13 protein-coding genes are annotated in these 13,616 nt (G+C 30.7%); 8 read left to right on the top strand and 5 right to left on the bottom strand.

Annotated elements, in window-relative coordinates:
* Window positions 1-50: 50 nt before the first annotated feature.
* On the bottom strand, window positions 51-1,265 hold the full coding sequence (locus ACVC5O_RS07490; RefSeq protein WP_452220856.1) for an aminotransferase class I/II-fold pyridoxal phosphate-dependent enzyme: 1,215 nt from the start codon (window positions 1,263-1,265) through the stop codon (window positions 51-53).
* 178 nt (window positions 1,266-1,443) lie between these two features.
* Between ACVC5O_RS07490 and ACVC5O_RS07485 the strand changes: the two genes are divergently transcribed.
* The 5 genes from ACVC5O_RS07485 to fabV all read left to right on the top strand — a co-directional run bounded on the left by ACVC5O_RS07485 (window position 1,444) and on the right by fabV (window position 6,240).
* Window positions 1,444-1,902, top strand: a complete 459-nt coding sequence (locus ACVC5O_RS07485) for an Lrp/AsnC family transcriptional regulator (RefSeq protein ID WP_452220855.1) — start codon at window positions 1,444-1,446, stop codon at window positions 1,900-1,902.
* 25 nt (window positions 1,903-1,927) lie between these two features.
* Complete coding sequence (locus ACVC5O_RS07480; protein ID WP_452220854.1) at window positions 1,928-2,554, top strand: CPBP family intramembrane glutamic endopeptidase; 627 nt, start codon at window positions 1,928-1,930, stop codon at window positions 2,552-2,554.
* A 40-nt stretch (window positions 2,555-2,594) separates the two neighbouring features.
* Window positions 2,595-3,365: a LuxR C-terminal-related transcriptional regulator gene (locus tag ACVC5O_RS07475; RefSeq protein WP_452220853.1), complete on the top strand. Its 771-nt coding sequence runs from the start codon at window positions 2,595-2,597 to the stop codon at window positions 3,363-3,365.
* 283 nt (window positions 3,366-3,648) lie between these two features.
* A complete protein-coding gene (gene lpdA / locus ACVC5O_RS07470; RefSeq protein WP_452220852.1) occupies window positions 3,649-5,046 on the top strand; it encodes a dihydrolipoyl dehydrogenase in 1,398 nt (465 codons plus the stop codon).
* A 3-nt stretch (window positions 5,047-5,049) separates the two neighbouring features.
* Window positions 5,050-6,240 carry an enoyl-ACP reductase FabV gene (gene fabV, locus ACVC5O_RS07465; protein ID WP_452220851.1) on the top strand — a complete coding sequence of 397 codons (1,191 nt, stop codon included), beginning with the start codon at window positions 5,050-5,052 and terminating at the stop codon, window positions 6,238-6,240.
* 56 nt (window positions 6,241-6,296) lie between these two features.
* Here the strand turns inward: fabV and ACVC5O_RS07460 are convergent, their stop codons facing one another.
* Together ACVC5O_RS07460 and ACVC5O_RS07455 are read right to left on the bottom strand one after the other, a co-directional pair.
* Window positions 6,297-7,013, bottom strand: coding sequence for a LytR/AlgR family response regulator transcription factor (locus ACVC5O_RS07460; protein ID WP_452220850.1), 717 nt, complete (start codon window positions 7,011-7,013; stop codon window positions 6,297-6,299).
* Complete coding sequence (locus ACVC5O_RS07455) at window positions 7,014-8,066, bottom strand: sensor histidine kinase (protein ID WP_452220849.1); 1,053 nt, start codon at window positions 8,064-8,066, stop codon at window positions 7,014-7,016.
* A gap of 252 nt (window positions 8,067-8,318) precedes the next feature.
* Here ACVC5O_RS07455 and ACVC5O_RS07450 point away from each other — a divergent pair, with 252 nt between their 5' ends.
* Both ACVC5O_RS07450 and ACVC5O_RS07445 read left to right on the top strand, forming a co-directional pair.
* Window positions 8,319-9,575 carry a serine hydrolase domain-containing protein gene (locus ACVC5O_RS07450; RefSeq protein ID WP_452220848.1) on the top strand — a complete coding sequence of 419 codons (1,257 nt, stop codon included), beginning with the start codon at window positions 8,319-8,321 and terminating at the stop codon, window positions 9,573-9,575.
* Window positions 9,576-9,693: 118 nt separating this feature from the next.
* Window positions 9,694-10,074 carry a MotA/TolQ/ExbB proton channel family protein gene (locus tag ACVC5O_RS07445; RefSeq protein WP_452220847.1) on the top strand — a complete coding sequence of 127 codons (381 nt, stop codon included), beginning with the start codon at window positions 9,694-9,696 and terminating at the stop codon, window positions 10,072-10,074.
* A gap of 63 nt (window positions 10,075-10,137) precedes the next feature.
* On the opposite strand, the gene ACVC5O_RS07440 is transcribed toward ACVC5O_RS07445, so the two are convergent.
* Window positions 10,138-10,728, bottom strand: a complete 591-nt coding sequence (locus ACVC5O_RS07440) for a hypothetical protein (protein WP_452220846.1) — start codon at window positions 10,726-10,728, stop codon at window positions 10,138-10,140.
* Between the two features lie 115 nt (window positions 10,729-10,843).
* The gene (locus tag ACVC5O_RS07435; protein WP_452220845.1) at window positions 10,844-12,196 is read right to left on the bottom strand and encodes a DEAD/DEAH box helicase; all 1,353 of its coding nucleotides are present in this window, start codon (window positions 12,194-12,196) and stop codon (window positions 10,844-10,846) included.
* A 111-nt stretch (window positions 12,197-12,307) separates the two neighbouring features.
* On the opposite strand from ACVC5O_RS07435, the gene ACVC5O_RS07430 reads away from it, so the two are divergent.
* Window positions 12,308-13,612 carry an anthranilate synthase component I family protein gene (locus tag ACVC5O_RS07430; RefSeq protein ID WP_452220844.1) on the top strand — a complete coding sequence of 435 codons (1,305 nt, stop codon included), beginning with the start codon at window positions 12,308-12,310 and terminating at the stop codon, window positions 13,610-13,612.
* Window positions 13,613-13,616 lie beyond the last annotated feature (4 nt).

Raw genomic sequence — 13,616 nt, 5'->3', positions numbered from 1 at the left:
TTCACCATTCACTATTCACTATTCACTATTCACTATTCACTATTCACTATCTAAGCCATTTTAGCATCTAAAACACCAACTTCAATCATACAATTTTTCATCATAGTAAACGTACGTTCAATATCTGCATCCAACCCAATAGAAAAACGAATTAACCCATCGCTTAATCCCATTTCTGCTTGTTCATCTTCAGGTATTTCGGAAGATGTAGAACTTCCAGGAGCAGAAAATAAAGTTTTATAAAATCCTAAACTTACTGCTAAATAGCCTAAGTTTTTTTCTTGCATTAATTCCATTAATGTATTGGCTTTTTCTAATGAGCCAACATCAATTGTTAACATGCCTCCAAAACCGTATTTTTCATTCATCATCGATTTAAAAAGCTCGTGTGATGGATGAGAAGCTAAACCAGGATACACTGTTTTTAATCCTAAATCTTGAAACTTTTCAGCTAAAAACGTTGCATTATAGCTGTGTTGTTGCATTCTAATGTGTAACGTTCTTAAATTTTTAAGAATTGAAGCTGCACGTAAACTATCCATTGTAGAGCCAAGTAGCATACAAGCACCATCGTTAACGTTTCTTAAATCGTCAATAAATTCTTGTGTTCCACAAATAACGCCACCAACAGTATCGCTAGAGCCATTAATAAATTTTGTTAAACTATGGATTACAATATCTGCGCCTAATTTAGCAGGTGAAACAGATAAAGGCGAAAACGTATTATCTACTACTAATTTTAAATTGTGTTTTTTTGCCAATTTCGCTAGGCCTTTAATATCTGCAACCTCTAATAAGGGATTACTAACAGATTCGCAATACAGCACTTTAGTATTTGGAGTGATTGCAGCTTCTACAACCTCTAATTTCGTAATATCTACAAACGTAGTTTTTATATTAAAACGCGGTGTAAAGTTTTTTAAAAAAGCGTATGTTCCACCATAAATTGTTCGGCTAGACACAACATGATCTCCAGCATCACACAATTGCATGAGTACAGGAGTTATTGCTCCCATTCCAGAGGCACAAACATTTGCAGTTTCTGTACCTTCCATAGCAGCAAGTGCTTCTCCTAAATATAAATTAGAAGGTGTGGAGTGGCGCGAATATAAGTAACAACCATCTGCATTACCTTCAAAAGTATCAAACATTGTTTTTGCCGATAAAAAAGTATAAGTAGAAGAGTCTGAAATTGAAGGGTTGACACCTCCAAATTCACCAAAATATTGTAAATCTTGAATATTGTTTGCTGGTTTAAAAGCCATAATTATAGAGTTTAGATTATCTGAATTGTTTCAGAAACACATCAAAATTGGTTATAATTAGAATATTAATCAATAGATTTATTTATATTTAGTTTTTAAAACTATATTTTAACTAAATAGCAGTTAAATTTTAATAATTTTTTTAAAGATTTGCTATTTAACTGAAAATTTTTCAATTATGACCTTTGATTTAACAGATAACAAATTAATAGAATTGCTTCAAGAAAATTCTAAACAAACCAGTAAAGAGTTGTCCCATAAGCTAAACTTATCGGTTACTGCTGTTTACGAACGTATTAAAAAGCTCGAAAACAATGGTATAATCGATAAATACGTTGCTTTAATTAAAAAAGAAAAAATTGATAAAGCATTTGTTGCTTTTTGCCATATAAAATTAGAAAAGCATGCACAAGACTATGTAATTAAATTTGAAAAAGAAGTTGCCAAGCTAAGTGAAGTCATGGAGTGTTTTCATATTAGTGGAGATTACGACTATTTGCTTAAAGTTATTGTAAAAGATGTGGAAGCCTTTAGAGAGTTTATGGTTAATCGATTAACTAAAATAAGCCACATTGGTAGTACACATAGTATGTTTGTAATTAATGAAGTGAAGCATACCACAGCTATTAGTATTTAGTTAGAAAATTAATAATTTGTTATCAATGCAGTCTTTTACTTATAAAATATTAGAGTTTGTTATTCTATTTATTGCTGTGCCAATTAGTTTTGCAATAGAGTTTTCTATTTGGATAAAAGTTATTATTGCATTAATTGGTTTTGGATATGTTTTATATGTACTGCTCAAAATCAATAAAAATAAATTAAGGATTAAAAACAATTTAAATTGGAGTAAGTTTTTTAAGCAAACAAGCATTAAGCTCCTTATAATAGCTATTTTAACTACACTTTTTGTTTATTTCACTACACCTTCAAATTTATTTTTAGTGCTGTTGGAAAAACCTTCTTTGTGGTTATTTATACTGATTATATACTCTGTATTTTCAGTATATCCACAAGAATTAATTTACAGGACGTTTTATTTTCAACGTTATGAGAACATTTTTAAAAATAAAAAGGTCTTCATTTTTATAAACGCTATTGTATTTGCTTTAGCACATTTATTTTTTAAAAACAGTTTGGTAATCGTGCTTACATTTTTAGGTGGATTGTTATTTGCTTTTACATTTTATAAAACAAAATCTACACTTTTGGTAACAATAGAGCATGCTATTTATGGGTGTTGGTTATTTACAGTTGGAATGGGTGAGTTATTAGGCTTCCCAAGTTGAAAAAATAATCTATATTAGTGGCGCTATTAATCAATATATTATGAACCACAAACAAATAAAAGACCTTTACAAGTCTATATTTAAATCTTACGATACACCATTTTTAGAAACACATATTAAAAAAATTATTGAGCTAGACACTCATATTCCTTACAATTCAACCTTTTTTTGCATAACCAATACTCAAAAGTTAACGTTTGAATTTGTAAGTAAAAACTACTCAGCCTGCTTAGGGTTAAAGCCTAATGAATTAAAAGAAAAGGGAATGCGCTATTTTTGGAGTCGTATTCATCCAGATGATCTTGAAGCTTGGTTAAGTGCTTTAAAACAACTTATGGAGTTTACTCTTGGCGAAATACCAGACGACAAGCGAGACGAAGCAAACTACACATGGAATTTCAGGTTTAAAAATGCAAACAATACGTACGTAAATATTATACAAAACACAACGCCTTTAGCTTTCGATTCCGATAAAAAACCAATAATTGGTTTGGCACATTACACTGTTTTAGATGGCGCATTAAAATTGCCAATTACTGCAACTGCAAAGTTATTAAATGAACAAAACGAATACGAAACAATTTACTACAATAACTTGTCTCAAAAATTATTATATAAAAGCATAAGCAATAGAGAGCGCGATGTAATACGACTGTTAATGATCAATAAATCGAGTAAAGAAATTTCTGAAAAACTAAATATTAGTTCACACACAGTAGATACACATAGACGTAACATCCTTAAAAAGCTAAATATTTATTCGACAGGAGAGTTAGTTGGCATGCTTAAAATAGACAAATCACTAATTTAAAAAATAATTTACTCAAATTAAGTATTGTGAGTACCGTTTAATTTAAAGATTTTTACACTGCTATTAATCACTATCTAGGGTTCACATATCCCTAAGCCTATTCTTATTATTTAATTATAAGAGTAGGCTTTTTTTATTTCCCAAGCTTATTAAACGGCCTTAATCATTTTTATTAATAAATAAACTTTAATCAGATATAAATTTCATTGTTTCGTATTCGCAATTCGTCAATCAAAATTGTACTTTTGTATTAGTTTTAATAAATTTTATAAAATTAGTATATATGAGTCAATACGATGTAGCAGTAATAGGTTCTGGTCCTGGTGGATACGTAGCAGCAATACGTTGCGCACAATTAGGTATGAAAACTGCGTTAATTGAAAAATATTCAACATTAGGAGGAACGTGTTTAAACGTAGGTTGCATACCAAGTAAAGCACTTTTAGATTCGTCACATCACTACGAAGATGCTGTAAAGCATTTCGAAGAGCATGGTATCGATATTCCTGGAGAAATCAAAGTGAATTTAAAGCAAATGATTGCTCGTAAACAAAGTGTAGTGGATACAACTACAGGAGGAATTGATTTTTTAATGAAGAAAAACAAAATCGATGTTTACGAAGGTGTTGGTAGTTTTATAGATGCTACGCACATTAAAGTAACTGGTAAAGATGCTACTGAAATTGAAGCAAAAAACACCATTATTGCAACAGGATCTAAACCATCGAGTTTGCCATTTATAAATATTGATAAAGAACGCATTATTACTTCAACCGAAGCTTTAAAACTTAAAGAAATCCCTAAACACATGATTGTGATTGGAGGAGGAGTAATTGGTTTAGAACTAGGACAAGTCTATAAGCGTTTAGGTGCAGAAGTAACTGTAATAGAGTACATGGATCGCATAATACCAACTATGGATGCCGCATTGTCTAAAGAGTTAAACAAAGTCTTTAAAAAGGCTAAGTTTAAAATGAATATGTCTCACAAAGTAAAATCTGTGGAACGCGTTGGAGACGAAGTTATAGTAAAAGCCGACAATAAAAAAGGAGAAGAAGTAGAGTTTAAAGGCGATTACTGTTTAGTCTCTGTTGGACGACGTCCTTATACAGACGGTTTAAATACTGAAGCTGCAGGAGTAAAACTAACAGACAGAGGTCAAATTGAAACCAATGCACATTTACAAACAAATATTCCAAATATTTACGCTATTGGAGATGTTGTAAAAGGCGCAATGTTGGCGCATAAAGCTAGTGAAGAAGGAACTATGGTTGCCGAAATTATTGCTGGACAAAAACCACATATAGATTACAACTTAATTCCTGGTGTTGTATATACTTGGCCAGAAGTTGCTGCAGTTGGTAAAACAGAAGAAGAGCTTAAAGAAGCAGGAGTTAAATACAAATCTGGTTCTTTCCCAATGCGAGCTTTAGGAAGAAGTAGAGCAAGTATGGATATTGATGGATTTGTAAAAATCCTTGCTGATGAAAAAACAGACGAAATTTTAGGTGTTCACATGATTGGAGCACGTTGTGCAGACTTAATTGCAGAAGCAGTAGTTGCTATGGAATTTAGAGCAAGCGCAGAAGATATCACAAGAATGTCACACGCACATCCAACATTTGCTGAAGCTATTAAAGAAGCCGCATTAGCAGTAGATGATCGTGCTTTACATGTATAGAATATGATAATAGAACCAAAAACAAGAGGCTTTATATGTTTAACTGCACATCCAAAAGGTTGTGAGCAAAACGTAATAAACCAAATAGAATATATTAAAGAACGACCAGTAAAAAACGGTCCTAAAAAAGTATTGGTAATTGGTGCTTCCACAGGTTTTGGGTTAGCATCTCGTATTACTAGCGCTTATGGATCTAATGCTGCGACAATTGGTGCTTTTTTTGAAAAACCACCAACCGAAGGTCGTCCTGCATCTCCTGGTTGGTACAACAGTGCTGCTTTTGAGGCGCAAGCACACAAAGATGGCTTGTATGCTAAAAGTATAAATGGCGATGCGTTTTCGAACGAGATTAAAGCAGAAACTATAGACCTTATTAAAAAAGATTTAGGCGAAATAGATTTATTAGTTTACAGTTTAGCCTCTCCAGTACGTACTCATCCTGATACAGGAGAGCGTTTTAAATCGGTATTAAAACCAATTAGCAGTACGTTTACAGACAATACTGTAGATTTTCATACAGGAGAAGTTAAAGAAGTAACTATAGAGCCTTGCACACAAGAAGAAATTGATAATACAGTTGCAGTAATGGGAGGCGAAGATTGGCAAATGTGGATCGACCAGCTTAAAGCAGCAGGTGTTTTATCTAAAGAGTTTAAAACCGTTGCCTATTCTTATATTGGACCTTCATTAACCGAGGCTGTGTATAGAAAAGGAACAATTGGTCGTGCAAAAGACCACTTAGAAGCTACAGCTTTTAAAATTACAGATGCGCTAAAAGACCTTAATGGAAAAGCATACGTTTCTGTTAATAAAGCTTTAGTCACTCAAGCAAGTTCTGCAATTCCTGTAATCCCTTTATACATTTCGTTATTATATAAAATAATGAAAGCCGAAGGTATTCACGAAGGTTGTATAGAACAAATTGAGCGCTTGTTTAATGCACGTTTATATGCTGAAAATTTAGAGTTAGATGAAGAAGGTCGTATTAGAATAGACGATTGGGAAATGAGAGACGATATCCAAGCAAAAGTATTAGAACTTTGGAAACAAGCTACAACCGAAACCTTACCAGAATTAGGCGATTTAGAAGGCTATAAAACCGATTTCTTTAATCTCTTTGGTTTTGATGTTGAGGGAATAGATTATAATAAAGATGTTAACGAAATGGTTAGTATTCCAAGTATAGAATCATAATCTACACATATAATTTTATAAAAAAGCGAATCTAATTTAGGTTCGTTTTTTTGTTTTTAATACTGTTCCAAAAGTTTTAAAACATCCTTTTTATAACTTCTACTAATGGATAAATCTTTGTCTTTTATACTAATATGTTCATTAGTAAAGGATTTTATATGTGATAAAGCAACAATATACGATCTGTGTATTCTTAAAAAAGCATTTTTTGGTAGCTTAACTTCAATAGCTGTAATGGTTTCGCGAGTAACAACAATTGTGTTTTTTAAATGTATTTTTAAATAATCGCTATAACTTTCAATGTAAATAATAGTATTAAAATCAATTTTCACCATGCGTCTTTCCGAACGTACAAACATAAAGTCATTACTTTCGTTTTGTGTTTCAACTTTAGAATTTGTTTCAGTAAAAACTTTAAAATAATTATTTACTGCTTTAAGTAAACGCTCAAATGCAATAGGTTTTAGTAAATAATCTACAGCTTGGAGTTCAAAACCTTCCACAGCATAATCTCTATAAGCTGTTGTAAAAATTATTTTAATATTTTTATTTATGGATTTGGCAAAGGAAATTCCAGAAATTTCAGGCATATTAATATCTAAAAACACCAAGTCTATAGTATGATTACTAATCACATTAAACGCTTCCATAGCATTGCTACAACTCGCAACTACAGTAATAGTGTCTATTTTTGACAAATGTGTAGCAATAATTTCTCTTGCAATAGTTTCGTCGTCTACAATTAAACAGGTTATGTTTTTTTTAGTTGCCAATTAATTTTGGATTAGTTTTAGGGTTACTTTAAATAAATTTTCAGTACTATTTATTGCTAAATCATGTTTGTTTTTATATAATAAATCTAAGCGTTTTTGTATGTTTTGCAAACCTATACCTTGATTTTTTTGCTGTTGTTTAGTGTTAGTGTTTTCAATATAAAAGTCAATACCTTCTTTATTATAAGCTAATTCAATATTAATATTTAAAACGCCATTGTTAAGTGTTCCATGTTTAAAGCTGTTTTCAATAAATGGCAATAAAAGCATTGGAGCAATCATAATGTTTTTGTTACTATTTTTAATATTAAAAACAACATTAAGGCTGTCGTTAAAACGCATTTTTTCTAGTGAGATATAATCTTTCAAATGGTGTATTTCATCGGTTAATAATACAAAAGGCTTATCGGCTTTATAGAGTAAATAATCTAAAAGATTAGAGAGCTTTAATATCATTTCTGGTGTTTGGTCTGCTTTTTTTAAAGCAAAACCATACATAGTATTTAGCGTATTAAACAGAAAATGCGGATGAATTTGCATTTTCAAATAATTGAGTTCTTGCTCTTTTAATAGTAATTGCGTTTCTAAAATTTTGGTTTCTAGTACTTTAGTTTTTTCGGCGTGTTTTAAATTCAATTTTAACAATTTAAAAGCACTAACAATTATGACTACTAAATAGACAGCTGTAGTTACCAGAATACTGTTTCTTGTCACAGGATTCATATCTGCATAATTAGAATTCGATAAATATAGAAGGCTAAAAAAGATGGATACCATTATTAAATATCCAGAAATTATTATAGTATAAACGCTGTAAAGAGTGAATTTAAAATACCGTTTAGTGACTAAATATTCTGGTATTAATTTATAAATCGAAACATAGGTAGTTGCTATTGTAATTGGCATTAAAAATAAGGAAAACGTTAAGGTTTCTTTATAATTTTTACTTCCAGCATCAAAAAAGTAAGTGTAAAAAACAAGTACAATACACCAAAATGCGAAGTGTAATATGCATTGCGCTATTTTTTTTAAAATGAAGGATTTGGTAAACATGCCATTTAATAATCTACAATAATACTATATTTTTTATATGCTTTTAGGTTTTGTAGACGAACAACTGTTTTAGAACTGGATTTAACATTTATGTTATATCAATTGCTAAATGTGTTAATAGTCGCATATTTTAAATTATAGAGAATGAACTGAGTATGTTTGTTTCCAACATAACTTAAATTATTACTTATGAATAAAATAATTAGTGTCATTATATGTATTATAATTTGCAAATGTATTAATGCTCAAAATATGGAGCAATTAAACGAGTTTATTGATGTACTCTACGAAAACGATAAATTTATGGGAAGCCTTAGCGTTTTAAAAGAAGGAAATCTTATATTTAATAAATCCGTAGGTTATAGTCAAATAATAAATAACGAAAAACAACCAATTACAGAAACTTCAAAATTTAGAATAGGTTCGGTTACTAAAACATTTACAGCAGTAATGATTTTTCAGTTAGTGGACGAAGGAAAAATTAATTTAGATTCAAAATTAGCTAATTACTTTCCAAAAATTAAAAACGCAAATCACATTGCAATTGCTAATCTATTAAATCATAGTAGTGGTTTGTTTAATATTCCTAGAGACGAAAACTTCAATGAGCATAAGCCAATCACTAAAAAGGAAATGTTAGATTTAATACAATCTCATGATGTAGATTTTCAACCAAATGAAAAAAATGAATATAGTAACACCAATTATATTCTACTAGGCTATATTATTGAAAATATAGAAAACACTTCTTATAATAAAGCTGTACAAAAACGTATTATAAACAAGCTAGAATTACAAAACACGTATTATGGAGACGTTATAAATACAGAAAACGAAGAGTGTTTATCTTATTTTTTTAACGATGATAATTCTTTATACGAAGCAAAACAAGCACACTTAAGTAATCCAGGAGGAGCAGGAGCAATGGTTTCTAATTCTAAGGATTTAGTGGTTTTTATGGATGCGCTTTTTAATAATAAATTAATGTCCGAAACTAGTTTTAAAACTATGACCACTATAAATGGAGAATATGGTAGCGGAATTTTGAGTGCTAAAAAAGGTGGTAAAATAATTTTTGCACATAACGGAAGTATTGATGCCTTTAAATCTATGGTTGTTTATATTCCAGAACATAAAATTAGTATTGCAATAACTGCTAATGCACTTAATTATAGACTAATGCCAATAGTATTTAATGTAATGGCAGCAATAGAAGATAAAGCATTAGATTTTCCAAATTTTGGTAGTGTAGTTTTAACAAAAGTAGAGTTGCAAAACTATGAAGGTGTTTATACCTGCGAAAATCTGCCATTTAATTTAGTATTTAAATCCGATGGTAAAATTTTAAAAGGTGCTCCAGAAGGAAGAGACCCAAAGGTGTTAAAAGCGACAGGAAAAGATGTCTTTAATTTAGATGGCTTAGGAGTAGCATTGCATTTTAATTTAAATGAAAACACTTTAATATTTAAGCAAGCAGGAGAACCAGAGAAAAAATGTAGTAAACAATAATTTCAATCCAGAAAAAGGTTTGGTAGTTTCAGTAGCTAATGTTGTTATCTATCGCAAATACCTTTTTTAATTAAACACTATTAATACATTTGTATAACATTAATTAATAACAACACTTATGAAATTTTCAACTATTCTATTATCCAATTATTTTACAGAAGGAGGTACGCTTATGATGTCTCTAATATTAATTTGTTTACTATTATCTATATTCTTTTTAGTAATGGGATTTTTAACAATTAGTACAAACAATATAAAGTCTAAAAAAATGCTTCGTTTGGCTGTAGATAGTAGTTTATTAGGTTTAGTTTTAGGCTTTTTAGGTTCTGTACTAGGTTTAATTTCTGCTTTCGATACTATTGAAGCTATTGGTAACCCAGATCCTTCAGTTTTTGCGGCTGGACTTAAAATATCCTTAATAACAGCAACTTTTGGTTTATTAACTTTTGTAATTGCTAGAGTTGGAATTTTAATTTTAAAAGGATTCCAAAAAGAGTGATTTTTTAGATAATTCTATAATTTAAAGAGCAAGCTTTGATTTTTAAGAGTTCGCTTTTTTTTATTACAATTCTTTAGTTAAATCTCTAATGCGTAAGCGTTTACTGTAATCGTATTCATTTATATCTCGCACAAAACAATGCTCACTAATAGTGTCTGCTTTTACTTTTGTAGCTAGCTCTTCTACAGTGCAAGGACCAAATTCTTCGGATTCTGAGATGTAATAAAATTGGTGTTCGTAAATAAGTGAAGTGGCTTTCTTTTTGTATTTTTCTCTTAGAAATGCTCTTACATCATCAATAGAGTTGACACCAGTTTCGTGAGTACTTTCGTTTATAAATAAGGCATAACCATCATTATCTTCGCGATCCAACACCAAAACGTCATCATCTTTAAAGTAAGCTTTTACTGTAATTAGTCCATCTTCAGTTTCAATTGAAAACGTGTTTTTAAAATCAATACACCATGAGGTTTCACTATTAGTATCGTTTTGTTTTATCGTCAGGATATTTTCATCCTTAAACACATAAACGGCTTTTTTTTCGACAATACCATTAACTAAAACCCACTTCTGATTGATAAAAAGGGAGTCGTAATGCATCTGGTAATCAAACGATTCTAAATTAGGAAGTATGTCAAAAATTTGAGACTGCATTAATTAGGTTAGAAAGGGTTAAGAATAAAACTAACGAAAAAATCAATGCTTTATTTTAATTTTAGAAATTTTTCGACAAATGGTAAGTTTTAATTTAAAATTGAAAAGGTAAATTTTACTTTTTCTTATTTCTCTTATTGTAGTTTTTATCGCCTTTTGTCTTTGGCTTTTTATATTTAGCAGCCATTTTAAATTTATACGAACCTCCTAAATTTTCTTTTCTGTTTTTTTCTTTCTTTTCGTGGAAAGCAGGTCCAGGAGCATCTTCATCTTTGCGTTTTATTGGATTGTAACGCTCTTTTATAACAGTACGTTCTTCTTCAATTAATTCTTTTGAAACTTCAACACTTTCAGGAATTTCAACTTTTGGAATTTCCATTTGCATTAACGCCTCAATAGCTTCAAGCGAGTTCTGTTCTTTTTCAGTAGAAAAAATTAAAGATTGTCCTTCGCGTTCTGCACGTCCAGTTCTACCAATTCTGTGCATATAGTTTTCTGGATAATCTGGTGTATCAAAATTTATAACATGCGAAATATTATCAATATCCAAACCACGAGCCATAACATCTGTAGCCACAAGAATTCGGTTTTCTCCAGCTCTAAATTGTTCGATACTTCGTAATCTGTAATTTTGCGTTTTATTAGAGTGAATAACACAAAGCTCTGCATTAAAATGCTCGTCTAAAGCTTCGAATAAGCGATCTGCCATACGTTTATTGGATACAAATACTAATACTTTATTAAACGTTTCGGTATCTTTAAATAAGTGTACTAATAAATTTAGTTTGGTGTAATAGTTTGGGACGCTATATTTAGTTTGTGCTATATTTTCTAGAGGTGTACCAGAAACAGCAATCGAAACACGCTGCGGAACGATAAAGAAATCTGAAATTAAGGCATCTACATCTTCAGTCATTGTTGCAGAAAACATAATATTTTGTCTGCGTTCTGGTAGGATATCAAAAATATTAATAAGTTGGTGTCTAAACCCAAGATCCAACATCACATCTACTTCGTCAATCACTAATTTTTGGATAGATTTAAGTTGTAAAACTCTACTCACTGCCAAATCGTACAAACGTCCTGGAGTGGCAACAATAATATCTTGGCCTTGTGCAACTGCTTGTTTTTGAGTGTTTATATTTGTACCTCCATACACACCAAGTACACGTGTGTTAATGTATTTGGCAAGTTTTTCGATCTCCTCAACCACTTGTACAACAAGTTCTCTGGTAGGTACTAAAATTAAAACACGTGGATTTTCTTGCTTTGAGAATTTTAAATTTTTTAGTATTGGCAGCATGTAGGCAAAGGTTTTACCAGTACCAGTTTGCGCAATACCAACCATATCTTTACCACTAGCAACAACATTAAAAGCTTCTGCTTGTATTTCAGTTGGTGTTGTAAACCTTAAATCGTCTAAAGCGTTATATAGAGGCGTGTTTAAATTTAAATCTTGAAAATCCACAATTAATAATTTTCTGCAAAGGTAAATTAATATAATTGTCAATACTTATAAGCTTGTAATCTTTTTAAAGTAAGTTTTAAAATCAGACTTAATTTTCGGTACTTTGTGGTATTGAGAACAACACTAAAACATAAGCCAAAATCCATAGCCAAATTTAAAAGTCAATTACTGGCTTGGAGTCAGCAATTTAACGATGTGGTATGGTTAGATTCTAATTCCGATAACTATCAGGAAAAACAAAAGTATTCTAGCTACGATGCTGTTTTAGCTGTAGATGCCTTTACTAGTATCCAAACGGATTATATTAATGGTTTTGACAAATTAAAAGAATACCAAACCATTACAAAAGACTGGATTTTTGGCTATTTAACCTACGATTTAAAAAACGATGTTGAGCACCTTAAATCCAATAATTTTGATGGATTAGGTTTTCCTGACTTGTTTTTCTTTCAGCCTAAAAAGCTATTTTTTTTTAAAGGAAAAACAGTAAAAATTAAATACTTAAATGCTGTTAGCGATGACCTAAAAGACGATGTGTTTGCAATTGAAAATTTTAGTAGATCTTTAGTAGAAAGCGAGAAGCCTTCAGTTAAAATAAAATTAAGAACTCAAAAAGAAGACTATTTTAGTAAGCTAGATCAAATGCTGGCTCATATTAACAGAGGAGATATTTACGAAGCTAATTTTTGCCAAGAATTTTATGCTGAAAACACTACAATTAATCCATTAGAAACCTACAACAAACTCAACGCTATTTCTCGACCTCCATTTGCAACGTTTTTAAAACTACGTGATAAATATGTGTTATCTGCTTCGCCAGAACGCTATTTAAAAAAGAAGGGTAAAACCATAATTTCGCAACCTATAAAAGGAACAGCAAAACGTAGTGAAAATAAACAAATAGACAACACTTTAAAACAAAATCTCTCTCAGGATAAAAAAGAACGTAGTGAAAACATTATGATTGTTGATTTGGTACGTAACGATTTGTCTAAAACAGCAACAAAAGGAAGCGTTAAAGTGAAGGAATTGTGTAAAGTTTATACCTTTGATCAAGTACACCAAATGATATCTACAGTAGTCTCTAAAGTTTCTAAAATCACACATCCTGTAGATAGTATAAAAACAACCTTCCCAATGGGAAGTATGACTGGAGCTCCAAAAATTTCTGCCATGCACATTATTGAAGATTTAGAAGATGCTAAACGTGGTTTGTATTCTGGTGCAATTGGCTATTTTTCTCCAAAAGGGAATTTCGATTTCAATGTTGTTATTAGAAGTATTTTATACAATGCAACCAATAAATATGTATCGTATTCTGTTGGAGGAGCAATTACAGCTAAAAGTATTCCGTTAAAAGAATATGAAGAGTGTTTAGTTAAGGCAAAGGCGATGCGAACAGTATTGGAGAATTAGAGTT

The sequence above is a fragment of the Lacinutrix salivirga genome, from assembly GCF_053604675.1.
The sequence above is the reverse complement of the archived record's forward strand: the minus strand, read 5'-3'. Positions and strand labels throughout refer to the sequence as shown.

What these genes read in the sequence shown, in the direction of transcription:
- ACVC5O_RS07490 (WP_452220856.1), bottom strand. Translation starts at nt 1,265, where the DNA reads ATGGCTTTTAAACCAGCAAACAATATTCAAGATTTACAATATTTTGGT.
- ACVC5O_RS07485 (WP_452220855.1), top strand. Translation starts at nt 1,444, where the DNA reads ATGACCTTTGATTTAACAGATAACAAATTAATAGAATTGCTTCAAGAA.
- ACVC5O_RS07480 (WP_452220854.1), top strand. Translation starts at nt 1,928, where the DNA reads ATGCAGTCTTTTACTTATAAAATATTAGAGTTTGTTATTCTATTTATT.
- ACVC5O_RS07475 (WP_452220853.1), top strand. Translation starts at nt 2,595, where the DNA reads ATGAACCACAAACAAATAAAAGACCTTTACAAGTCTATATTTAAATCT.
- lpdA (WP_452220852.1), top strand. Translation starts at nt 3,649, where the DNA reads ATGAGTCAATACGATGTAGCAGTAATAGGTTCTGGTCCTGGTGGATAC.
- fabV (WP_452220851.1), top strand. Translation starts at nt 5,050, where the DNA reads ATGATAATAGAACCAAAAACAAGAGGCTTTATATGTTTAACTGCACAT.
- ACVC5O_RS07455 (WP_452220849.1), bottom strand. Translation starts at nt 8,066, where the DNA reads ATGTTTACCAAATCCTTCATTTTAAAAAAAATAGCGCAATGCATATTA.
- ACVC5O_RS07450 (WP_452220848.1), top strand. Translation starts at nt 8,319, where the DNA reads ATGGAGCAATTAAACGAGTTTATTGATGTACTCTACGAAAACGATAAA.
- ACVC5O_RS07445 (WP_452220847.1), top strand. Translation starts at nt 9,694, where the DNA reads ATGAAATTTTCAACTATTCTATTATCCAATTATTTTACAGAAGGAGGT.
- ACVC5O_RS07440 (WP_452220846.1), bottom strand. Translation starts at nt 10,728, where the DNA reads ATGCAGTCTCAAATTTTTGACATACTTCCTAATTTAGAATCGTTTGAT.